The sequence below is a fragment of the Serratia sp. CC22-02 genome, from assembly GCF_900182895.1.
Taxonomy (GTDB): Bacteria; Pseudomonadota; Gammaproteobacteria; order Enterobacterales; family Enterobacteriaceae; genus Serratia; species Serratia nevei.
The window spans coordinates 1,123,062-1,146,094 of record NZ_FXUD01000001.1 but is presented as its reverse complement, the minus strand read 5'-3'; the positions used below and the strand labels follow the sequence as shown (position 1 = coordinate 1,146,094).

Genomic DNA, 23,033 nt, shown 5'->3' with positions numbered 1-23,033 from the left:
TCAATGCGCCTTGCTGGGGTCAAAGGCGTCGCGTACCGCTTCGCCGATAAAGATTAATAACGACAGCAGCACCGCCAAGACCAGGAAGGCGGTGATGCCGAGCCACGGCGCCTGCAGATTGTTTTTGCCCTGCAGCAGCAATTCGCCGAGCGACGGCGAGCCTATCGGCAGACCGAAACCGAGGAAATCGAGCGACGTTAGGGTGGTGATCGAGCCGCACAGGATAAACGGCAGGAAGGTCAGCGTCGCCACCATGGCGTTAGGCAGCATATGGCGGGACATGATCACCCGATCCGGTACGCCCATGGCGCGCGCGGCGCGGATGTAGTCAAAATTGCGCGTGCGCAGGAATTCGGCGCGCACTACCCCCACCAGGCTCATCCAGCCGAACAGGATGGTGATGCCGAGCAGCCACCAGAAATTGGGCTGGACGATGCTCGACAGCAGAATGATCAGAAACAGCGTCGGCATGCCCGACCACACTTCGATAAAGCGCTGCCCCCACAGATCGAAACGCCCGCCGTAATACCCCTGGGTCGCGCCGACGCACACGCCGATCAGGCTGGAAAACAGCGTCAACGCCAGGCCGAACAGCATCGAGATGCGAAAACCGTACAGCACACGAGCGAGCACGTCGCCGCCGTTGCTGTCGGTGCCCAGCAGGTTGTGGCGCGAAGGCGGCGAGGGGAAGGGCACCTCGGTGGCGAAGTTGATGGTGTCGTAGCTGAAGCGGATCGGCGCCCAAACCGCCCAGCCGTGCCGTTCGATCTGCCGCTGTACGAACGGATCCTGATAGTCGGCTTCGGTGTTCAGCTCGCCGCCGAAGGCGGTTTCGCTGTAGTTAATCATAAACGGTAGGTACAACCGGCCTTCATAACGCACCAACAGCGGTTTGTCATTGGCGATCAGATCGGCGGCCAGGCTCAGGGTGAACAGCACCAAGAAGATCCACAGCGACCAGTAGCCGCGGCGGTTGCGGCGAAAACGCGCCCAGCGCGCCTGGTTGATCGGGCTAAGGCGGCTCATTGGCGGGCCTCGAAGTCAATGCGCGGATCGACCAGGGTGTAGGTGATATCGCTGAGGATATTCAACAGCAGGCCGATCAGGGTGAAGATATACAGCGTGCCGAACATCACCGGGTAGTCGCGCTGCAGCGTGGCGTCGTAGCCCAGCAGCCCCAGGCCGTTGAGCGAGAACATCACCTCAATCAGCAGCGAGCCGGTGAAGAACATGCTGATAAAGGTGGCCGGAAAACCGGCGATCACCAGCAGCATGGCGTTGCGGAACACGTGGCGGTAGAGGATTTTTTTCTCATCCAGCCCTTTGGCGCGGGCGGTGGTGACGTACTGCTTGCGGATCTCGTCGAGGAACGAGTTCTTGGTCAGCATGGTCAGGGTGGCGAAGCCGCCGATCACCGTCGCCAGCACCGGCAGGGTGATGTGCCACAGGTAGTCGGCGATCTTTGCCGGCCACGAGAGGGTGTCGAAGTTGCTGGACACCAGGCCGCGCAGCGGGAACCAGTCGAGGTAGCTGCCGCCGGCGAACAGCACGATCATCAGGATGGCGAACAGGAAAGCCGGAATGGCGTAGCCGATGATGATCAGCGTGCTGCTCCAGGTATCGAAGGCGCTGCCGTTGTGGACGGCCTTGCGGATGCCGAGCGGGATCGACACCAGGTAAATGATCAGCGTGCTCCAAAGGCCCAGCGTGATGGAGACCGGCAGGCTCTGGCCGATCAGCTGCATCACCGAAGCGCCGCGAAACAGGCTGTCGCCGAAGTCGAAGCGCATATAGTTCCACAGCATGGTGAAGTAGCGTTCGTGCAGCGGTTTGTCGAAGCCGTAACGTTGGGTGATCTCGGCGATCACCTCCGGATCCAGGCCGCGCGAACCGCGGTATTGGCCGTCGCCAGCCGCGATGCCCGCCCGGGCATGACCCAGGCCTTCACCTGCGCCGCCGCTGCCAAAACCGCTGCCGTGCCCCAGCTCAATGGCGGCGATGGCTTGATCGACCGGACCGCCGGGCGCAATTTGCACGATAAAAAAGTTGATGGTGATGATCGCCCACAGCGTGGGGATCACCAATAACAGTCTGCGTATCAGATAGGCCGCCATTCCGACTCCTTATTGCCGTTGAGCCGGTAAACGCGCCGCCTTGTTGACGTCGTACCACCAGTTATCGAAGCCGATCGCATAGGCCGGGCGGATCGGCGGCGTGGAGAACTTGTCCCAATAGGCGTAGCGATCGTGGTTGGAGTACCACATCGGCAGCATGTAGTTGTTCCAGGTCAGCACCCGGTCCAGCGCGCGGCCGAGCGGCAGCAGGGCTTTTTCGTCGCCCTGATGGGCGGCGATTTGCCTGACCAGGCTGTCGACCGCCGGATCTTTGACGCCGGCCGTGTTGTAGCTGGAATCGATGTACTGCGAATCCCACAGGATTTGCAGATCGGCGCTGGGGAACGGCATCGCCATGTACACCGTCGACATCATGTCGAAATCGCGCTCGCGCATGCGGCGCGTATATTGCGAGGCATCAACCTCGCGAATTTGCATCTCGATGCCCAGCCGCTGCAGGTTGTGGCGGAAGGGTAATACGTACTGGAAGTTGCTGCCGCTCAGCAGCATCAGTTCGAAGGTGAACGGCTGACCGGTTTTGGCGTTGACCAGCTTTTGATTTTTGACCACCCAACCGGCTTCTTTCAGTAGTTGAGTCGCTTTCAGCAGATTTTGCCGATCGTTGCCGCTGCCGTCGGAGGAGGGCGGCTGGTAGATGCTGGTAAACACCTCCGGCGGTATCTGGCCTTTGAGCGGTGCCAGCAAGGCCAGTTCGGCGGCGTCCGGGTAGCTACGGGCGGCGTAGGCGGTGTTTTGGAAATAGCTGTCGGCGCGCTGATAAGCGTTGTAATACAGCGCCTTGTTCATCCAGTTGAAGTCGAAAGCCAGGCCGATCGCTTCCCGTACCCGGCGATCGGCAAACAGCGGTTTTTGCAGGTTGAACGCCAGCCAGCGGGTATTCTGCGCCGCCTGGTTGGTCTCGTCCTGCTTGATGATGTAGTTGCGCGCGAAGTTGCCGCCCTGGTACTGGGTGGCCCAGCTTTTGGGCGACGGCTCGATGCGGAAATCGTAAGCCCCGGCCTTGAAGGCTTCCAGCGCCACTTTATCGTCCAGGTAATAATCGTAGCGAATGCTGTCGAAGTTATAGCGGCCGCGATTCACCGGCAGGTTGGCGGCCCAGTAGTCGCGCACTCGCTGGTAGGTGATGTACTGGCCGAGGCGGTAATCGCCGATTTTATACGGGCCGCTGGCGAGCGGCGGGGTGCTGAGCGGTTCGTTGAGCTTATGGTTTTTCCAGAAGCTTTCCGGCAATACGCGCAGGCTGAGCAGGCTGAGGATTTGCTCACGGTTGGCTTTAGGCAGCTCGATGCGCACCGTCAGCCGGGAAATGGCCTTGACCGTGACGCCTTTGTAATAGGAGCGAAACTGCGGCACGCCTTCGGTCATGAATTTATTGAAGGTGAAGGCCACGTCGGCGGCGGTGATCGGGCTGCCGTCTTGGAAGCGGGCGCGCGCGTTGATATCCAACTCCATCCAGCGCATGTCGGCCGGGAAACGGGCCGATTCGGCAATCAGCGGATAATAGCTGCCGGGTTCGTCGTCGGAGTTGGTGAACAGCGTATCGTACAGCTCCATCGTGCGTTCACCGGGTACGCCACGGGTGGCGAAGCGGTTGAAGTTGTCGTAGGTGCCGATGGCCGCCAGCCGTACGTCGCCGCCCTTGGGCGCCGCCGGGTTGACGTAGTCGAAATGGCTGAAGTCGGTGGCGTATTTCGGTTCACCGAGAAGGGCGAAAGCGTAGCTTTCGTTGAGGGCTTCGGCCTGCAGACCGAAGCTCAGTGCCGAGAGCACCAGAGCAGCGAAAATGCGCACGGACATCGGACGGTAAGCTCCTGCTGTGGAATAAAGTACAACCTGCGCCCAGCATAACATTCTTCGGGTGGGCGCAGGGTAAAGATGCTTAAAGATTAACTATTTTTTTGCCTGATAATCAAAGACCTGATGAGCATTGCAGTAGGCGACGAAGTTGTCGATGCTCAGCGGCTTGCTGAAGTAGTATCCCTGCATGAAGTTGACGCCGTGTTCTTGCAGGAACTGCATCTGCTCGGCGGTTTCGACGCCTTCGGCCACCGTCAGCATTTTCAGCTTTTTCGCCAGCGAGATCACCGCATCCAGCACCGGCGCGGTGACCGTGTCCTGGCCAATGGTGTTGACGAAGCCACGGTCGATCTTCAGGTAATCCATGGTGAAGCGCTCAAGATAGATCAACGCGCTGTGCCCGGTGCCAAAATCGTCTACCGCGATCTCGATGCCCTGTTTGTGCAGCCAGTCAAACTCCGCCAGCGCGCTCTCTTCTTCCACCATGCCGCGCTCGGTGATTTCAAACACCAGCGTAAAGTAATCACCCGGCAGCTGCGCCAACAGTTCATACACGTCCTGGTGGAAGGACGGTGCGCTAAGGTGGGCGGGGGAGATGTTGAGGCCGACTTTACCTCCCCGTGGCAGCGCTTTGGCAAGCTGCGGCGCATCTTCGGCGATCAGCCTGAACAGCTGGCGGGTAAGCGGCACGATCAGCCCGTTGCTTTCGGCGTAGGGGATAAAGACATCGGGCGGGATGCGGCCCTCGATCGGATGCTGCCAGCGAATCAGCGCTTCCAGCCCGCCGATGCTGTTGCTGTCGGTGTGGAACACCGGCTGGTATTCGATAAAGAACTCGTTGCGCTTGATGCCGCGCAGCAGCGCGCGCTCCGGGCTTTGCCGCAGCAGCAGCATGTAGTAGCAGAGTACGCCGATCATCAATGACAGCACCAGGCTGCCCAACAGCGTCAGGCGAATGTCGTTGGGCGTCAGCTTCTCGTTGTAGAACATGATGGTCAACGGCAGATTGGGCAGCGTCAGGTTATCCGCCTTGCCTTTCGGCAGTTGATCGACCGGCATCAGGTTCGGGCTGAAAGTGGTCAGCGCGCGATTGCCCATCACGATGGCGATGCCCGGCGCCTGTTCGTCGTGCGAGGTGAACAGCAGATAGGGCATCAGATCGATGTCCAGCGTAGCGAGGATGCCGGTGGCCTGCTCGCCGGGATGCCGCAGCCAAACCGCAACCGCAGGCTTATTTGGCACGATCGGCGTGCCCTGCTGCAGCTTGAGATCCAAAGGCAGATCCCAGTCGATGTCCTGATAGAGGTTTTTCATCGGCAGCATCATGTCGCCGGTGGCGGAGGAGCAATAGGCGTAGCCGTCTTTCACCAACAGAAAGGTGCGCACGCCGCTGGTAAAGGCCGCCTGGTAGGTAATGTCCGACTGGCTGGAGAGGCAAGGCTTGTCCAACAGCGGCATCATTTGCTGCATCACGGCCGTCAGATGCGAGATATAACCCAGCGTGAACTTTTGCGTACGCGCTTCGACTTTATGTTGATATTGCGTGCGCTGGTGGTTGATCAAAGAAAGCGTGACCGCGGTGAATAGCGTAAAAAATACCAGAGCGGCGACGCCGCTTTTAGCCAGGCTGCGCTGTCGGTGAGAGACGCTGCGGGCGAAAGCCCTTTTCAAGCCCATAACCGAGTCCTCTGCAACAGGGCGTCAGGGGTGTCGCACAGCCAGTTAATGGATTGTACCAACGGCTTTTTTTTCATTTTTGCCTTTTTATCCCGTACCAACCGGCGGCGCCGTTTAAATACGCGGCGTCGCCGACAGAAATATAATGCGCCTATTCTAAGCGGAAACGTTTTAAATAACGCCGGGGCGCCGTTGCCGTCATCTGACGATAATAGGCGAGTTTTTCCTCGACGGCGCGATTTCCTGCCAACAGTTTATCAAAATAATGGCGTGCGGCGGCGTTAAGCGGGGAGAGGTGACGATAAGCCAGGGACCAAGCGCGAGGGCACCTGTTCAACCGCCAAAAAAAACGCCGCCCGTAGGCGGCGCTTATCGCTCGTTTGGTATTCGGAATCTTCAAGGCGATGCGCCGTCAGCCGCTGGTCAGCACCCGGCGCGCTTCTCGATAACGTTTGTCCCAATAGTTATCGGTCAGCTTGGAAATCATGACACCACTGCTGGTGGAGGCGTGAACGAATTGATCGTTGCCTAAATAGATGCCGACATGGCGACCGGTAGAGCCGGCGCGGAACAGCACCAAATCGCCGGCGCGCAGCTTGGTGCGCTGGATTTTCTTGCCGAGATCTTCCTGTTCATAGGTAGAGCGCGGTAAATCCATGCCGAACTGTTCGCGGAAGGTACGCTGCACAAACGCCGAGCAATCGATGCCGCGCTTGGTGTCACCGCCTAAGCGGTAGCGAACGCCTTTCCAGTCCGCGTACTGATCCATAATCTTTGACTTGACGTCAACGTTGCGGACCATCGCTTCGAATTCATCCTGAGAGGCTTGCAGTAAAAGACCGTCTTTGTCATTAACTGCACGCATCTCAGTTTGTGCGTTATTCAAGTTCGAAGTGTGAGTCGAGCTGCACGCTGACAGCATAACCGCCGCGGCAATTGCAGGGACTACCCGCAAAAAATATCTCAGAAACGGTTGAGATTTGACCATTGTTGTTGTTTTCCCTTGAAGTCCTTAACGACGAAAGTCGCTACCTGAAAAATGCCAAACGGAACGAGCCTAGTCCGCACCTGTTGCATCGACAACCAGTTACCGTTGAAAACGTGCGAGAACGCACATTTTTATCGGATTCCATACTGATTCGACTTAAACCAGGCACAAACGCATCTGAGATTACCGGAACAAATAGGGGATTGCGAGCCTTTTTCCCGTCTTTTTTATATGAATTTGTGATGTAACATAATGTAAATCTTCATATAAAAAACGCCAATTGTCCGATGTATGAATCTGGCGTGAAATCAGGTTGCAAAAGCGTTAACGGGCGGCGGTGAAATTTTGCGCGCGGCGCGGGGGGAGAGCACGGGAGGCGTGGGCCTCCCGGCATGAGTCATAGACGCAAGTTATGGTTGGCCGGGGCGGTGCTTGCCGGGCAACAGGCGATTCAACCGATCGACAATCCAGTCGCTGCAAGGCGTCATCAGCACCCAGCTGGCGCCAACCAGCACCACGGACAGCGAACCGACGGCGATATCGGTAAACCAGTGGGCGCCAATCATCACGCGTGGCAATGAAAAGACCAGCGTAATCAGCAGGGCGACGGCGAAGGCACCGCGGCCGAAATAGCGCAGCATAAAGCAGGAAAAAATAATCAGCATCATGCCGTGGTCGCCGGGGAAGCTGTCGCCGGAAGCGTCCTTGGTCGGGATGCCGGTCAGCTCGCTGACGCGATGGATATTGTCGAAGGTCAGGGTAGGGCTCGGATGTTTCACCGGCAGCAGATGGCCAAGCTGATTCAGCACCACGGCGGTCAGCAGCATCACCACGCCGGTGATCACCAGGCGGCGGCGGCCGGCGGCGTCCTGCTTCAGGTAGAAGTACAGATACAGCAGACCCATGGCGAGCAGCGAAATGACATCAAACGCGCGGTTATTGGTGATGGCGACCAGATGCAAAAATGCCGGGTCGGTAGCCAGATGGCGGTTAAAGAAGAAAAAAATCGCCGAATCCAGGGTAAACCAGCCGCCGTGATTGGCCGGCAGGAACCAGGACAGAAACAGCGCAACGCCCAGTAAGTTAAAGAAGAGAATGAAGGGTAAATTGCGGCGTGTCATGACATAACCTGTTGAAAAAATGAAAACGAAACAAAACCCGGCCGCCCTGCGACAACCGAGGGGGCAACGGTACGGGGTTTAACTTAAACGAATCTTAAACAAGGCGGATTGCAGGGCGTTCCAGTCGGTATTTTCGCTGTGGATCAGTTCAATCCGGCTGTCGAGCGGCGCGAGCGGGCGGGTTTCGATGTTGAGATCCTGCCCCTGACGATTGATCAGCAATGTGCCTTCGGGAATGCGCACCACGCCTTTGGCGCGTTCGACCGGCGCGAGTCGTACCCACTCCATAAAGCCGACGGTGTCGAACTGGGTGTCGGCGTCAAAAATCCAGCCGCAGCTGGTGAAGCCTTGCCCCTCGTTCAGCGCTCGCCGCCAGCGGGCGTGCTCCGGCAATCGCAGCGCTGCCAGCCCCTGCGTTTTCGCCTGACCATGATGATGCTGCGCGTCCGGTAATTCTGCACGATTCGTGCGCGGGAGGGACAACAGCGCGACATCCGCTTGGCCTTGCGCGATGGCGTAGCAGGGCCGCTGCAGCGGATCTTGCGCCCTCCAGGCTTCCAGCGCCCGCCTGTCTTCCGGCTGATAGGTATCGCTTTTGCTGGCCAGAATAACATCGGCCGCGGCCAGCTGATCGCGGAAGTTTTCGTTGTCGCGGTAGCGGGGTTGGCTGAGCTGGCGGGCATCCAGCAGGCACAGCGTGGCCTGCAGATCGATCCAGCCGGCATAGCTCTCCTGGGTCAGCAGCGACAGGATTTGCTTCGGGTGTCCGAGCCCGGTCGGCTCAATCAGCAGCCGATCCGGTTTGGCCTGCTGCAGTAGCATATTCAAGCCCACCTGCATCGGCAGGCCGTTGACGCAGCACATGCAGCCGCCGGGGATCTCTTTGAGCACCGCGCCGCTGTCCGCCAGCAGCGCGCCGTCGATGCCTATTTCGCCGAATTCATTGACCAATACCGCCCAGCGTTCCTGTTCGGGCTTATGAGCCAGCAAATGGCGGATGGTGGTGGTTTTACCGCTGCCGAGAAAGCCGGTAATCAAATTGGTTTTGGTCATTAATAATTCCTGGCGTAAAAATTAACTTGCTTAATAAATGAGTTACCCTGCCTTGTCGGTGAAGCGGCCGCAATTTAATTTGTGCTCTATCTCGCAAATTTTGCACGTCACCCTGCGCTTTTCAACCGGCAAAAGCCACCTTTAAAAGCAAGAAAATTCTTAGATAAAACCCTGTATTAGATGCGGTTAACTTTTGTTAGTAGCTTGTTTTTACATTGTTAATGACGCGATTAACGATCAAATCCTGTCCCTTTCCTTGCGATTATTCCTAACAAGATCCTCTATGGTTAAATTGGCTTAACTAAAAATGAGGTTGCCATGAATACCTTTCGGTTATTTTTGATCGTAGGAATGTTGTTTTCATGGACGGCAGTGAGTCATGCAGGAGTGGCCGGCGGGGTAATTCGCTTCGTCGGTTCTATCGTTGAAAGTCCTTGCACGGTCAATATTGCAGATTCTAAGGCGAATACGCAATGTTACCGCAACGGCCAGCGTTATCAGGCCCAGCAAGCGTTGTCAGGTTTTGATGCTACACGCAAAGAACTTCCGCTAAATCTAGGCACAACCGAAATGAAGTGGGTAGACCAACAGAAAAAACTTGCTGTTATGACGGTCGTTTATCGTTAAGTCGTTCCGCCATGCCGGCGTAACGTTACGCCGGCATGGTTATTCTCGGCCCTGCAGGCTCCTCACCGCATCACCCACTCCTTCACCGTTTCACGCGCCCCGCGATCGCGCAGGGACAAATAGGCTTGCGTTACCGCTTCGGTAAACGCCGCATGCGCCGCCAGCGTTTCGCCGAACACTGATTTCAGCGCCAGCAACGCCGTTACGCGTCGCCGATCGTCCGTTGTGGCGGCGATCGTCTGTTGCAACACGTCTGCCAGCGGATCGCGAATGTCGATCGGCTGACCGGCGTCATCGACGCCGCCGACGTAACGCATCCAGCCCGCCACGCCCAGCGCCAGCCCGCTATAGTCACCGCCGTGCCGCAGATGCCAGCGCACCGCGTCCAGCAGGCGCTGCGGCAGCTTCTGCGAGCCGTCCATGGCGATCTGCCAGGTGAGGTGTTGCAGCGCCGGATTGTTGAAGCGCGCGATAAGCTGTGCGGCGTAGTCGGCCAGACTGATGCCGGTGACGCTCAGCGTCGGGGCCTGTTCGTCCAGCATCAACCGCAGGGCGGCGCGGCGGTAGTGCTCATCCGCCATGCACTCGTTGATATAGCGGTAGCCGCCCAGGTAACCGAGGTAAGCCAGGAATGAGTGGCTGCCGTTCAGCATGCGCAGCTTCATGTGTTCAAACGGCAGTACATCGCTGACCAGTTGGACGCCGGCCTGCTCCCACGCCGGGCGTCCGGCGATAAAGTTGTCTTCCACCACCCATTGGATGAAGGGCTCGCAGGCGATGGCGCATTCGTCGCGCACGCCGCCCAGCGCGGCGGCGATCTCATCCAGCATGGCCGGCGTGGCGGCCGGCACGATGCGATCCACCATGGTGCAGGGGAAGGTGGCGGCGGTGGCGATCCAGTCGGCGAGTGCCGGATCCCGCGCCTGCGCCAAATCGAGCACCGCCCGGCGCAGCACGTGGCCGTTCTCCGGAATATTGTCGCAGGAGAGCAGGGAGAAGGCGGGCAGGCCGCGTTCGCGCCGCAGCCGCAGCGCTTCCACCAAAATGCCCGGCACGGTCTGCGGCTGATGCGGCCACGCCAGATCGGCGACGATCCCCGAATGCTGTCGATCCAGCCGCCCGCTGCCGGGCTCGATGCAATAGCCTTTTTCGGTGATGGTCATCGAAACGATCGCCACCTGCGGCTCGGCCAGCTTCTCCAGCACCGCGGCGATGCCTTCCAGCTTGCGATGCAGGCTCTCATGCACCGCACCGACCACGATGGCCTGATGGCCGTCCGCGCCTTTCTCCAGCACGCTGTACAGATGATCCTGTTGCCGCAGCGCCTCAAACAGCGGCACGCCGCCGGAAAGACTGATTTCGCAAATGCCCCAATCGCCGCCTTGGGCGTTCAGCACCCGATCGGTCAGCAGCGCCTGATGCGCGCGGTGGAACGCGCCGAAGCCAAGGTGCACGATGCGGCTGCGCAGGGCCCGGCGGTCATAGTCCGGCTGCCGGACGGCGCTCGGCAGCGGGGTGTTGGCAATCGTTTTCATCTCATCTCCAAAACGGGTAAGACAGCTGGCGGGCCACTTGCGCCAAGTTAGCAGACCAGTTTTTCGCCGCGCAGGCTGGGTGGCACCGGTGATAAAAAACTGCGACCAGTGTAAGGATGTCGGCCAGTTAAAGGAATTGGTCAGTCCAAAATAAGCCAGAATCGTGAAGTGGATCAACCAATGAGGGGTTCGGTTTTGACAGCGCAGGGCGAAAGAGTAAGTTAAAGATAACTGACATCTAAATTAAACTGGTATAACAGCATTGCGGTGCGAGACAGGCATAAGGACAAAACATGGAACAAACATGGCGTTGGTATGGCCCGAACGATCCGGTTTCTTTGGACGATGTGCGTCAGGCCGGGGCGACCGGGGTGGTGACGGCGCTGCATCATATCGCGAACGGTGAAGTCTGGCCGATCGACGAAATCCGCGCGCGGCAGGCGCTGTTGGCGGAAAAGGGGCTGGTGTGGTCGGTGGTGGAGAGCGTGCCGGTACATGAGGAGATCAAAACCCACAGCGGCGACTGGCGGCGGTACATCGCCAATTACCAGCAGTCGCTGCGCAACCTGGCGGCCTGCGGCATCGACACCGTCTGCTACAACTTCATGCCGATCCTCGACTGGACGCGCACCGATCTGGCCTATCCGCTGCCGGACGGTTCCAAAGCGCTGCGTTTCGATCAGATAGCCTTCGCCGCGTTCGAGCTGCATATCCTGCAGCGCGCCGGCGCCGAGGCGGACTATACGCCGCAAGAACGCAGCCAGGCGGCGGCCCGTTTCGCCGCCATGAGCGAGGAGGAGAAAGCCACGCTGACCGGCAACATCATCGCCGGGCTGCCGGGGGCGGAAGAGGGCTACACGCTGGAACAGTTTCGCCGCCGGTTGGCGGAATACGACGGCATCGACAAGGCGCAACTGCGCGAAAACATGGCGGTCTTTCTGCGCGCCATCGTGCCGGTGGCGGAAGAGGCCGGCATCCGGCTGGCGGTGCACCCCGACGATCCGCCGCGGCCGATCCTCGGCCTGCCGCGCATCGTCTCCACGATTGAAGACATGCAGTGGCTGAAGCAGACCGTCGACAGCATTTATAACGGCTTCACCCTATGCACCGGTTCATACGGCGTGCGCGCCGATAACGATCTGGTGCGGATGATTGAGACCTTCGGCGATCGCATTCACTTTACCCACCTGCGCGCCACCTGCCGCGAGGAGAACCCGAAAAGCTTCCACGAAGGGGCACACCTGCAGGGCGATGTGGACATGGTGGCGGTGATCGAAGCGATCCTGACCGAAGAGCTGCGTCGGCAACGGGCAGGCGATCGGCGGCCGATCCCGATGCGCCCCGATCATGGGCATCAGATGCTGGACGATTTGAAAAAGAAAACCAATCCGGGCTATTCGGCCATCGGGCGGTTGAAAGGGCTGGCGGAGCTGCGCGGCGTCGAGCTGGCGCTCAAGCGGCGCTTTTTCCCGGAATTGCCGTAGCGGAAAAGGGAACGGGGCCGAGACTCGGCCCCGCTGGCGTCGACTAGTCGGCGCGGCTCATGTAGCGGCGTTCGGCGATATGAATGCGAATCTTGTCGCCGGCGCTGAGGTATTCCGGCACGTGGATCACCAGGCCGGTCGCCATGGTGGCCGGTTTGTTGCGGGCGCTGGCGGAAGCGCCTTTGATGCCCGGCGCGGTCTCGACGATTTCCATATCCACGGTCTGCGGCAGCTCCAGCGCCAGCACCTGGCCGTCCAGCGTCAGCACCTGCATGCCCGGCAGACCGCCTTCCGGAATGAACAGCAGCTCGTCTTCGATCTGGTCTTTCTTGAAGATGTACGGCGTGTAGTCTTCGTCATCCATGAACACGTATTCTTCGCCGTCGATATAGGAGAAGTTCACCTTGCGGCGCGACAGGGAAATGGTGTCCAGGATATCGTCGCCCTTGAAGCGTTCTTCCACTTTCAGGCCGGTGCGCACGTCGGAGAAGCGCATTTTGTACAGGGTGCTGGCGCCGCGGGCGCTCGGGCTCTGCACGTCGATATCTTTTACCAGCAGCAGTTTGCCGTTGTAGCTGATCGCCATGCCGCGCTTAATTTCGTTAGCTCTTGCCATTTCAATTCATCCGCAATGAAGAGTATTAGAGAAGTTGCGACAAGGTACTCGCGCCGCTGATTTCAGGCAATAGCCCGGCGTAAAAACAGTGCGGGAAAGGGAGAGCAGATGCTCTCCCTTCGGGGATTAGTGAAAGACCGGCAGCAGACCGAACAGCGACAGAATATGCGCGGTGGCGTTGATCAGCCCGAACAGGATGACGAACAGGATCACGCCGTTGCCGCCCGGTGCGCGGTATCCCGCCTGCGGATAGCGGCGGCGGCTGGCGCGCGCCATCAGCGCCGGCACGATCACTGCCCAAATGGTGGCCGCCAGCCCGGCGAAGCCGATGGCGTACAGGAAACCGTTCGGGAACAGCAGCGCGGCCAGGGTCGGCGGCACAAAGGTCACCAGCGCGGTCTTGCTGCGTCCGACGGCGTCGTCCTTGAACTTGCAGAAGTCCGCCAGGTAATCGAACAGGCCCAGCGACACGCCGAGGAACGAGCTGGCCAGCGCCATATAGGAGAAGGCGTTCAGCAGTTGGCTGACGGTCTGGCTGCTGGAGACGTTGCCCATTTGCTTGAGCAGGCTGCCGATATTGCCGCCCTCGGCGATCACCTGCTTGAAGGCGTCGCGTGCGATATTGCCCTGAATCACATACTGCCACAGGATGTAGATCGCCAGCGCCAGCAGGGTGCCGTACACCAGGCTGCGCACGACGGAGCCGCTGTCCTTGTGGTAGTACTTTACCAGCCCGGGAATGTTGCCGTGGTAACCGAACGAGGTCAGCAGGTAAGGCAACGCCGCCAGGGCGTAAGGCAGATAGCTGGCCTGATCATCGCCGGTGTTGAACAGCACCGCAGGCTGCACATGGGTGAACATGTCGCCCACCGACATCACGAAGGTGATCACCATACCGCCGATCAGAATGGTGCTCAGGCGATCGACCGCGCGGGTGGAGAGCCAGACGATAAACGCCACGACCAGCGCGAACACCAGGCCGGCGGTGGTCTGGCCGACGCCGACGATGCCCTCCAGCGTGTGGGCGATGATCGAGCCGCCGGCGGAGATATAGGCGTAGGTCAGGATATACAGCACAAACGCCACCGACAGGCCGTTCACGGCGTTCCAGCCTTTACCCAGCAGATCCTTGACCATGGTGTTGAAGCTGGCGCCGCTCGGATAGTGCAGCGTGGCTTCGAGGATCATCAGGCCGGAAAGCAACATGCAGGCCCAGGTATACACCAGCAGCGCGACGGAGCCGCTGAACCAGACACCGGAAGTGACGATCGGAATGGAAAACATGCCGGCGCCAACGGCGGTTCCGGCAATGATCATCGCGCCGCCGAGGACGGAAGGGCGGGCCAGCTTCTGGATGGTGTCCGTAGACATGCGTGCTCCTGATGGAAAAGGTTCTTTTGTACTAGCTCAATGGTACATGGGTGTATGGCGCATGTAAAGCGGGGGAATTGCACGTTTCACGCGTTTTTGTCTTTAAATCAAGGTGTGTTGGGCGTTTATTCGCCATAGGATGACGCCGGCCGGCGCAGGGCGGTGAGTGTAAAGATCGCCGGAGCGCAGGGATTCTGCTGGCGGCCGCCGCGCGCGGCTGCTATTGTCGCGCTTCTTTTCCCCAGCCCACCAGGAGTAGCGCTGATGGACTGTCGCAGCGACTGCGGCGCCTGCTGTATCGCGCCGTCAATATCCAGCCCGATCCCCGGCATGCCGAACGGCAAGCCCGCCAATACCCGCTGCATTCACCTGGATGAACGGCTGCGCTGCGGCCTGTTTCATTCGCCGCTGCGGCCGAAAGTGTGCGGCAGCCTGCAGCCGAGCCGCGACATGTGCCACGATCACCGCGATCAGGCGCTGATTTATCTCGCCAGGCTGGAAGCGGACACCGCGCCCTAAGCGTCTTTCAACCGCCACAGGCACAGCGTGGCCCCCACCGTCATCGCCAGCGCGGCGTAAAACACCGCATGGTAGTTCCAGATTTCCGCCACCGCGCCGGCGATCGAGCCGGCGATGATCCAGCCCACCCGGGTGGTGTTGGTGAACAGCGTGGTGGCCGCGCCGGCCTGGCCGGGCATCAAATCCTGAAAATAGAGCATGCCGATCCCCGCCAGCACGCCGATAAACGCCGCATTCAGCAGCTGCAGGGCGATGAGCTGCCAGCTGCCGGTGATAAACAGCAGGCCGCAGTAGAACAGCACGCCGGCGACCACTGCCCCGCGCATCAGGCGGCGTTTGCCGCAGCGCTTCGCCGCCAGGCCGGCGAGCAGCATGACCGGGATCTCCAGCCCGGCGGCGGCGCCCATCAATATCCCGGCCAGCCGCTCCGGCAGCCGCAGCTCGTGCACCACGTACAGCGGCATGTTGATCAGGTACATGCTGTTGGCGGTCCACATCAGGGTGCAGGCGACGAACAGCAGCAGCGAATCGCGGCGGTGCTGCCGCGGTGCGGCCAGGGGCGCGTTCGTCGCCGCGGTTTTCGGCATCGAGGGCAGCCGTTTCCACACCAGCAGGCCGCACAGCACAAAGGCCGCCGCGCCCGCCAGATACATGGCCTTAAAGCCGAAGCCCAACGCCAGCGCGAAGGCGATCGGCGGGCCAATGACCCAGGCCAGGGAGACCTGGGCGCGCATGATGGAGGTGAACATCACCGCCTCGCGGCCGGTACGGTCGGCATGCTCACGCGCCAGCGCAAACATCTGCGGGTTGGCGGTGGAGCCGAAGCTGGTAAGCACCACGCCGACGATCAGCAGCAGATAGTAGTTGCGGCTCCAGGCGAACAGCGTGAACCCCAGCGCACCCAGCATGCAGCAGAGGAAGATCAGCGATTTGCGGTCGCCTTGTTTATCCGAACGGCCGGCGAGAAACTGGCTGACCAGAATGCCGATCACCGCGCTGCCGGTAAAGAACAGCCCGACCAGCGCCGGCCGTACCTTGACCTCGGTTTCCAGAAACAGGCTCAGCGTCGGGGTTTGCAGGGCGCCGGCGATGCCGGTCAGGAACGCCACCGCCAAAAAGGCCAGCGAAGTGAGATCGGGCGCGCGTCGCGTTACTGCGGATGAAGTCGGCATGGTGGTTGAGAATTCGTCGAAAAAGGAAGGTCGCGCGCATCATACGCCCGTTGAAATGAAACGCAAACCGCTCCCTTGCGGTGAAGGGTAAACGGATATGTCGCGCGGCGACGAGAAAAAAGGGGCGCGTCGCGCCCCCCAGACCGTTGACAAAGGAGGAAAAAACGTGGTTTTTCCTCCTTTGTGGTCATCAGCCGAAAATCAATTTATTGATTTTCCCTGTTTGTTATCCGCTGCTTTCTGCAAACCGGGCAATGACATGAGGTTTGTCATCAACCTCAGGGGCGCGTTGCGCCCCTTTGCTTGCCGGTAAATCAGGCGCCTTGCGGCACCGCGTGCGCGGTATTTTTCAATACCGGCCCCCGATACTTCTCGATCTGCAGCTGCGCCATCTGCCCGCAGTTGCCCTGCGCCAGGCTGGAAGAGCCGATGTCGAAGGTCAGGCAGTTGACGTTGCCGTTCTTGCACAGCGAGCCGGGCTGCGCCGGATCGGCCGGATCGAACCAGGCGCCTTCGCTGATGCGCACCACGCCCGGTCGCACGTCTTCGCTGACCACCGCGCCCACCAGGATCTGGCCGCGATCGTTGAACGCCCGCACCAGATCGCCGCCGCTGATGCCGCGCGGCTGCGCGTCCTGCGGATGGATCAGGATAGCTTCACGATCCGCTACCGCGTATTTCTCGCGCAGCGGCGTGTTGTCGAGCTGAGAGTGCAGCCGGTTGGTCGGGTGCGCGGTATTGAGCGACAGCGGATATTTGGCCGCTTCCGGCCCGCGATACCACTCGTGCGGCGGCATCCAGGTCGGGATGCCGGGGCAATCCTCGTAATGCATTTTGGCGATGGCGTCGGAGTAGATCTCGATCTTGCCCGACGGCGTGCCCAGCGGGTTCAACAGCGGGTTATCGCGATAGTCGGCGAAGCGCACCCACTGCGTGTTGGCCTCCGGCACCGGGAAGCGCACGTAGTTGTTGGATTGCCAGAACATGTCGAACGGCGGCAGCGCCACCCGGGCCGCGCGCGCCTGGTTCTTCATGTCGTCGTACATGCCTTTCAGCCACTGGGTTTCGTCCTTGCCCTCGGTAAAGGCTTCCTGCACGCCCAGCCTGGCCGCCATCGCCGAGAAAATGTCGAAGTCGCTGCGCGACTCGTGCTGCGGCGGCACGCATTGATGCATCGGGAACACGTAAAGCTGCGAATAGTCGCCGCCCATTTCCAGATCGTTGCGCTCGTAGCTGGTGGTGGCCGGCAGCACGATGTCGGCATGCTTGGCGGTGGCGGTCCAGTAAGGCTCGTTGACCACGATGGTGTCCGGCCGCTGCCAGGCTTTGACCAGGTTATTGGTGTCCTGATGCTGGTGGAAGGTGTTGCCGCCCGCCACATACACCATTTTCACCTCAGGGTAAGTGACCTTGGCACCGTTGAAGTCGATGGTTTTGCCCGGATTGCTCAGGCATTCGGCGATGCGCGCCACCGGGATCGGCGCCGGGGAGTTCTTCGGCGCGTTGCCGGCGGAGATGCCGGCGATGATGCCGCCCTTGGCGGTCGGGCTGCCGCCGGAGGAATAGTGGTAGCTGAAGCCGAAGCCGCCTCCCGGCAGGCCGATCTGGCCGAGCATCGCCGCCACCGTCACCAGCAGCCAGTGCTGCTGTTCGCCGTGGTGCTGGCGCTGAATGCCCCAGCCGCCCATGATCATGGTGCGATGCTTCGCCATCTCGCGCGCCAGACCGCGCAGCGTGTCGGCATCGACGCCGCTGATGTCGGCCGCCCATTCGGCGGTTTTCGCCACGCCGTCGCTCTCGCCCAGCAGGTAGGCCTGGAACTTGTCGAAGCCGACGGTGTAGGTTTTCAGGAAGTCCGGGTTATGCAGCTTCTCGGTCAGCAGCGTGTGGGCGATGCCGATCAGCATGGCGCCGTCGGTATAAGGACGCGGGGCGATCCACTGCGCATTGACGAATTTGGCGCTGTCGCTGTGCACCGGATCGATGCTGATCACCCGGGTGCCTTTCTTCTTCAGCGCCTCGAAGCCGGTCTGGCCGACGTGATCCGGCACGTTCCAGCTGTTTTTCAGCGTGACCATCGGGTTGCAGCCCCACAGGATCACCAGCTCGCTGTTCTCGATCACGTTCGGCCAGGCGGTCTGCTGTTCGTAGACCTCCATCGAACCGACCACGTGCGACATGATCACCTGCGCCGCGCCGGTGGAGTAGTCGCCGGCGTAGCCGAGGAAACCGCCGGTCAGGTTCATCAGGCGCTGCAGCAGCGTGCGGCTGTTGTGCAGCATGCCGACGCTTTTCCAGCCGTAGGAACCGGCGTAGATCGACTGCGGCCCGTGATCTTTTTGCAGGCGAACGATCTCATTGCACACCAGCTCGGTCGCTTTGTCCCAGCTGACGCGCACCCACTCGTCGCGGCCGCGCAGCTCGGTATGGCTGCCGGGGCCGCCTTCCAGCCAGCTTTTACGCACCATCGGGTATTTGATGCGGTTCTCGGCGTGCACCTGATAAGGCGCCATGGTGATCAGCTCATTGGGGTACGGATCGTCCTGCACCGGCTGCACGCCGACCATCTTGCCGTCTTGCACGATGGCCTCGAATGCGCCCCAGTGGGCGCCGGTCAGAATGCCTTTTTGCGCCTGACGCAAGACGATGAATTGCGGCAGCGCTTCGCTGATGGCCTGCGCCAGCGCCGCTTTGGGCCATAAGCCTGCCAGCAGCGGGGCGGCGGCCAGCGCGGCGGCCCCGGTCAGGAAGCGGCGGCGGCTCATTGTTAACGGTTGTTGGTTGCTCATTGCGCTTCTCCCTTAAAGCTTGGCCGGTGCGGCAGGTGGCATGTCGCTGGCGTGTTTTTGTACGTATTGCGTCAGCACGCGCAGCTGTTCCTGCGTCAGCGAGGTGCGCGGCGCCATGCCTTTGATGACGCCGATCCATTGGTTGGCGTTGAAGCGATCGAGCGCGGTCAGCCCGTGGCAACCGGTGCAGTTGGCCGACATCATGTCCGCGGCGTAGCGCCAGATTTTTTGCTGATCGTCGATCAACTGTTTACGCGGCAGCCACACCTGCAGAGAAACCTGATGCCAGACCAGGCCGGTTTCCGCATCGGTCTGGGTGGAGGCGGTCTTCAGCTGTTGGCGCGCGTCTTCACCCAGCAGCACGCTGAGGATGCGTTTGCCCTGCGCGGCGTAGAACACTTCGCTGACGCCGTCCTGCTGCCAGCCGCTGACGGTGGCCAGCACCTTGTCGCCCTCTTGCTTCACCACCTGCACTTCGGTGGACGGCATCAGGTTGCCGGCGTTATGGCTGTCGTTGGCGCCGAGGAAGAACGGCTCGGTGGCGATGGTGTAAAGGGTGGTGGCGTCCGGTGCGGTCAGCGCCGCGGCCTTCGCCAGCTCGGCGGCGCCGGCCTGGGTTTCGCCGCTCATGTCCGGCAGGATGTGGGCCACGCCCTTATGGCAGTCGATGCAGGTCTCGCCCTGTTTGATCGCCACCGGGTGCTGCAGGCGCGCCTCAGGGCGCTGGGCGGTGATGTCCATGGCGTCGTAGCTGTGGCAGGAGCGGCAGGTGGCCGAGTCGTTCTCTTTCAGCGTTTTCCAGACCGACTGCGCCATCGCCAGCTTGTGCGCTTCGTATTTTTCCGGCGTATCGATGGTGCCGACCATCTCGCCGTAAATGTCTTTCACCGCGCGGATTTTGGTCCACAGGTAATCAATCGGCTGGTGCGGCACGTGGCAGTCGGCGCACTCGGCGCGGATGCCCTTGGTGTTTTGGAAGTGGACGCTGCCCTGATATTCGGCCAGCGGTTGTTGCATGGTGTGGCAGGAAACGCAGAAGGCGGTATCGCTGGTTTTATGGAAGACGGTGGCGGTCCCGGCCAACAGCGCCGCGCCGAGGATAATCCCCAGCAGCAAAAGCCATAGCCACCCCCACCGGCGCTTTTTTTCAAAGCCAGTCAGTTTTTTGCTCATGGTAAACCCGCTTATAATTATGAATTTAAAATAAAATCTTGCCAAAAGGCCGCCGACCGGAGGTCAGAATGCCACGTCGATTGCAGGGGTAATAATAGAAGAGGGTTAACCCCATAGGGTTATCCGTAGTCAAAAAAAGGGCATATATCGCAAAAAATAGCGTTATATTCTAATTTATATAGCGGTGAGGCGGTGCAGCAGAGGAAGCGAGCGCAACATGCGCTCGCGATGGGTCAGGCCGTGGGCACATAGGCCTGGCCGCTCAGCCACAGGCGGATGGCGGTGCGGCTGGCTTCGAAATGCGGCTCCGGCAGGGCGTCTGGCGCGCACCAGCGCCACTCGGCGCACTTTTCAGGTTCTTTCAACTCGGCGCTGCCGCCGGGATGATCCACCTGCAGGCAAACAGACACCGTGTGTTTGCCTTCGGCGCGCCAGGTTTGCAGATTGTTGCTGACGCCCACGAAGCGCGGCGGGTCGATAAGCAACCCGGTCTCTTCGGCGATTTCGCGCTGGGCGCACTGCTCGAAGGTTTCGCCGACCTCCAGATGCCCGCCGGGGATCGACCAAAAGGGCGCGTGCGGGCCGCAGCGTTTGCCCAACAAAATCTCGCCCTGCGGGTTGACGATGATCACCCCGACGCCCGTCACTACGTTCATGCTTTTCTCCGTCAGCAAAGTTTCAGCACAGTATGTCATTTTGCCCCGGCGCTGACCAATGCGCCGGCGAAAGTGTGCGTAAGCTCAAAAATCTGCAATGGCGAAAGGGAGAAAGCTTGCTTTCACCTTGCGCTGCTTACACACTCCTTGAAACGTTTCAGCGTTATCCGGCCGCTTGTGGCGAGCGGGTAACGCTCCTTTTTCTCAATGAAGCTGAAACGATTCAATTCAGCAGGAGAGGAGAATCATGTTCCAGTTGTCACCGCAAGACATTCATCTGGGCGCCGCTGCCGACGGTAAGCAGGAGGCCATCCGCCAGGTGGCCGCCGCCCTGACCGAAGCGGGCTGCGTCAGCGCCGGTTACGTGGACGGCATGCTGCAGCGCGAACTGCAGACGTCCACCTATCTGGGCAACGGCATCGCCATTCCGCACGGCACCACCGATACCCGCGATCTGGTGCTGAAAACCGGCGTGCAGGTATTCCAGTTCCCGCAGGGCATCGCCTGGGGCGAAGGCCAGACCGCCTATGTGGCGATCGGCATCGCCGCCCGCTCCGACGAGCATTTGGCGCTGCTGCGCCAGCTCACTCACGTATTGAGCGATGACGGCGTGGCGGAGCGGCTGGCGAAAACCACCTCCGCGGAAGAGCTGCGCAGCCTGCTGATGGGCGAACAGCAGAGCGCCGAATTCCAGTTCGACGTTTCGCTGATTGCGCTCGACGTTGCGGCCGACAGCCTGATGACGCTGCAGGCGCTGAACGCTGGCCGGCTGCAAAAGGCCGGCGCGGTCAACGCGCAGTTCGTCAGCGATGCCATCACCCGCAAGCCGCTGAACCTGGGGCAGGGCATCTGGCTGAGCGACAGCGTCGAAGGCAACCTGGCCAGCGCGGCCACCGTCAGCCGTCCGGCGCAGGCTTTCGTGGAAGACGGCGAGCCGGTGGCGCTGCTGCTGACGGTGTCGGTCGCCGATGCGCAGCCGCTGGCGGTGCTCAACTACCTCAGCGACCTGCTGCTGGCCAACAAAGCTGAACGCCTGCTGAAGGCGGATGCCGCCGGGGTGCTGGCGCTGCTGACCAGCGAAGTGGCCGAGGAAAGCAGCGTGCTGAGCGCCGAGTTTGTGATCCGCAATGAGCACGGCCTGCACGCACGGCCGGGCACGGCGCTGGTCAACGTGATCAAAAGTTTCAACAGTGACATCACCGTCACCAACCTGGACGGCAGCGGTAAGCCGGCCAACGGGCGCAGCCTGATGAAGGTGGTGGCGCTGGGCGTGAAGAAAGGGCATCACCTGCGCTTTACCGCCAATGGAGAAGATGCTGAAGCCGCGCTGAAGGCGATCGGCGAAGCGATTAATGAAGGACTGGGCGAGGGCGCAGCATGAGCAGAAGAGTAGCAACGATCACCTTGAACCCGGCGTACGATCTGGTGGGCTTCTGCCCGCAGATCGAGCGCGGGGAAGTCAACCGGGTAAAAACCGCCGGCCTGCACGCCGCCGGTAAGGGCATCAACGTCGCCAAAGTGTTGAAGGATTTGGGCATCGACGTCACCGTCGGCGGTTTCCTGGGCAAAGACAATCAGGACGGTTTCCAGCTGCTGTTCAGCGATCTGGGGATCGCCAACCGCTTCCAGGTGGTGCCGGGCCGTACCCGCATCAACGTCAAGCTGACGGAAAAAGACGGTGAAGTGACCGACTTCAACTTCTCCGGTTTTGAAGTGACGCCGCAGGACTGGGATCGCTTCGTCAGCGACTCGCTGAGCTGGCTGGGCCAGTTCGACATGGTGGCGGTGAGCGGCAGCCTGCCGGCCGGTGTCGATCCCGATGCCTTTACCGACTGGATGACCCAGCTGCGCGCCAAGTGCCCGTGCATCATTTTCGACAGCAGCCGCGAAGCGCTGGTCGCCGGGCTGAAGGCCTCGCCGTGGCTGGTGAAGCCGAACCGCCGCGAGCTGGAAATCTGGGCCGGCCGCCCGCTGCCGACGCTGGCGGACGTGGTCGAGGCCGCGCATGCGCTGCGCGAACAGGGCATCGCCCACGTGGTGATCTCCCTCGGCGCGGAAGGCGCGCTGTGGGTTAATGCGTCCGGCGCCTGGATCGCCAAACCGCCGTCCTGTGAGGTGGTCAGCACCGTGGGTGCCGGCGATTCGATGGTCGGGGGCCTGATTTACGGCCTGCTGATGCGCGAATCCAGTGAACATACCCTGCGTCTGGCCACGGCGGTAGCGGCGCTGGCGGTCAGCCAGAGCAACGTCGGCGTGACCGATCGTCCCCAGTTGGCCGCGATGATGGCGCGCGTCGATCTGAAACCTTTCAATCAATAGC

The 23,033-nt window shown here is 60.7% G+C and carries 20 protein-coding genes; 6 read left to right on the top strand and 14 right to left on the bottom strand.

The window, feature by feature from the left end; translation table 11 throughout:
* The 7 genes from QOL81_RS05445 to QOL81_RS05415 form a co-directional block, all read right to left on the bottom strand.
* On the bottom strand, positions 1-1,026 hold the full coding sequence (locus QOL81_RS05445; protein WP_060420176.1) for an ABC transporter permease: 1,026 nt from the start codon (positions 1,024-1,026) through the stop codon (positions 1-3).
* A complete protein-coding gene (locus tag QOL81_RS05440; protein ID WP_060420179.1) occupies positions 1,023-2,114 on the bottom strand; it encodes a microcin C ABC transporter permease YejB in 1,092 nt (363 codons plus the stop codon). The genes QOL81_RS05445 and QOL81_RS05440 overlap by 4 nt, the downstream gene beginning before the upstream one ends.
* A gap of 9 nt (positions 2,115-2,123) precedes the next feature.
* Positions 2,124-3,932 carry an extracellular solute-binding protein gene (locus QOL81_RS05435; RefSeq protein WP_060420182.1) on the bottom strand — a complete coding sequence of 603 codons (1,809 nt, stop codon included), beginning with the start codon at positions 3,930-3,932 and terminating at the stop codon, positions 2,124-2,126.
* Between the two features lie 93 nt (positions 3,933-4,025).
* The gene (pdeN, locus tag QOL81_RS05430) at positions 4,026-5,609 is read right to left on the bottom strand and encodes a cyclic di-3',5'-guanosine monophosphate phosphodiesterase PdeN (RefSeq protein WP_060420184.1); all 1,584 of its coding nucleotides are present in this window, start codon (positions 5,607-5,609) and stop codon (positions 4,026-4,028) included.
* A 412-nt stretch (positions 5,610-6,021) separates the two neighbouring features.
* On the bottom strand, positions 6,022-6,597 hold the full coding sequence (gene mepS, locus QOL81_RS05425) for a bifunctional murein DD-endopeptidase/murein LD-carboxypeptidase (RefSeq protein ID WP_038876300.1): 576 nt from the start codon (positions 6,595-6,597) through the stop codon (positions 6,022-6,024).
* 410 nt (positions 6,598-7,007) lie between these two features.
* On the bottom strand, positions 7,008-7,718 hold the full coding sequence (locus QOL81_RS05420) for a phosphatase PAP2 family protein (protein ID WP_038876299.1): 711 nt from the start codon (positions 7,716-7,718) through the stop codon (positions 7,008-7,010).
* Between the two features lie 78 nt (positions 7,719-7,796).
* Positions 7,797-8,771, bottom strand: coding sequence for a CobW family GTP-binding protein (locus tag QOL81_RS05415; protein WP_060420186.1), 975 nt, complete (start codon positions 8,769-8,771; stop codon positions 7,797-7,799).
* A gap of 318 nt (positions 8,772-9,089) precedes the next feature.
* On the opposite strand from QOL81_RS05415, the gene QOL81_RS05410 reads away from it, so the two are divergent.
* Entirely contained in the window at positions 9,090-9,398 is a 309-nt protein-coding gene (locus tag QOL81_RS05410) for a YmdA family protein (RefSeq protein ID WP_060420188.1), read from the top strand.
* A 62-nt stretch (positions 9,399-9,460) separates the two neighbouring features.
* Here QOL81_RS05410 and QOL81_RS05405 read toward each other — a convergent pair whose 3' ends face one another.
* Positions 9,461-10,933: a mannitol dehydrogenase family protein gene (locus QOL81_RS05405; protein ID WP_060420192.1), complete on the bottom strand. Its 1,473-nt coding sequence runs from the start codon at positions 10,931-10,933 to the stop codon at positions 9,461-9,463.
* Positions 10,934-11,226: 293 nt separating this feature from the next.
* Between QOL81_RS05405 and uxuA the strand changes: the two genes are divergently transcribed.
* On the top strand, positions 11,227-12,417 hold the full coding sequence (uxuA, locus tag QOL81_RS05400; protein WP_060420195.1) for a mannonate dehydratase: 1,191 nt from the start codon (positions 11,227-11,229) through the stop codon (positions 12,415-12,417).
* 43 nt (positions 12,418-12,460) lie between these two features.
* Here uxuA and yeiP read toward each other — a convergent pair whose 3' ends face one another.
* Both yeiP and mtr read right to left on the bottom strand, forming a co-directional pair.
* A complete protein-coding gene (gene yeiP / locus QOL81_RS05395) occupies positions 12,461-13,033 on the bottom strand; it encodes an elongation factor P-like protein YeiP (RefSeq protein ID WP_004935725.1) in 573 nt (190 codons plus the stop codon).
* A 126-nt stretch (positions 13,034-13,159) separates the two neighbouring features.
* Positions 13,160-14,404: a tryptophan permease gene (gene mtr / locus QOL81_RS05390; protein ID WP_060420197.1), complete on the bottom strand. Its 1,245-nt coding sequence runs from the start codon at positions 14,402-14,404 to the stop codon at positions 13,160-13,162.
* Between the two features lie 264 nt (positions 14,405-14,668).
* Between mtr and QOL81_RS05385 the strand changes: the two genes are divergently transcribed.
* On the top strand, positions 14,669-14,923 hold the full coding sequence (locus QOL81_RS05385; RefSeq protein ID WP_015378527.1) for a YkgJ family cysteine cluster protein: 255 nt from the start codon (positions 14,669-14,671) through the stop codon (positions 14,921-14,923).
* Here QOL81_RS05385 and QOL81_RS05380 read toward each other — a convergent pair.
* The gene (locus QOL81_RS05380; RefSeq protein WP_060420204.1) at positions 14,920-16,095 is read right to left on the bottom strand and encodes a sugar efflux transporter; all 1,176 of its coding nucleotides are present in this window, start codon (positions 16,093-16,095) and stop codon (positions 14,920-14,922) included. The two genes, QOL81_RS05385 and QOL81_RS05380, sit on opposite strands and share 4 nt — an antisense overlap.
* 97 nt (positions 16,096-16,192) lie before the next feature.
* Between QOL81_RS05380 and QOL81_RS05375 the strand changes: the two genes are divergently transcribed.
* Positions 16,193-16,408: a hypothetical protein gene (locus tag QOL81_RS05375; protein WP_155296941.1), complete on the top strand. Its 216-nt coding sequence runs from the start codon at positions 16,193-16,195 to the stop codon at positions 16,406-16,408.
* A gap of 1 nt (position 16,409) precedes the next feature.
* Here QOL81_RS05375 and torA read toward each other — a convergent pair whose 3' ends face one another.
* The 3 genes from torA to QOL81_RS05360 all read right to left on the bottom strand — a co-directional run bounded on the left by torA (position 16,410) and on the right by QOL81_RS05360 (position 20,713).
* Positions 16,410-18,884: a trimethylamine-N-oxide reductase TorA gene (gene torA / locus QOL81_RS05370; protein WP_070914531.1), complete on the bottom strand. Its 2,475-nt coding sequence runs from the start codon at positions 18,882-18,884 to the stop codon at positions 16,410-16,412.
* A gap of 12 nt (positions 18,885-18,896) precedes the next feature.
* Complete coding sequence (locus tag QOL81_RS05365) at positions 18,897-20,057, bottom strand: NapC/NirT family cytochrome c (RefSeq protein WP_038876287.1); 1,161 nt, start codon at positions 20,055-20,057, stop codon at positions 18,897-18,899.
* 233 nt (positions 20,058-20,290) lie between these two features.
* Positions 20,291-20,713 carry a nucleotide triphosphate diphosphatase NUDT15 gene (locus tag QOL81_RS05360; RefSeq protein WP_197826860.1) on the bottom strand — a complete coding sequence of 141 codons (423 nt, stop codon included), beginning with the start codon at positions 20,711-20,713 and terminating at the stop codon, positions 20,291-20,293.
* Between the two features lie 247 nt (positions 20,714-20,960).
* Here QOL81_RS05360 and fruB point away from each other — a divergent pair, with 247 nt between their 5' ends.
* Positions 20,961-22,094 (top strand): fused PTS fructose transporter subunit IIA/HPr protein, encoded by a 1,134-nt coding sequence (fruB, locus tag QOL81_RS05355; protein WP_047730248.1) that lies wholly within the window; start codon positions 20,961-20,963, stop codon positions 22,092-22,094.
* The gene (gene fruK, locus QOL81_RS05350) at positions 22,091-23,032 is read left to right on the top strand and encodes a 1-phosphofructokinase (protein ID WP_015378523.1); all 942 of its coding nucleotides are present in this window, start codon (positions 22,091-22,093) and stop codon (positions 23,030-23,032) included. The genes fruB and fruK overlap by 4 nt, the downstream gene beginning before the upstream one ends.
* The last annotated feature ends 1 nt before the right edge of the window (position 23,033 follow it).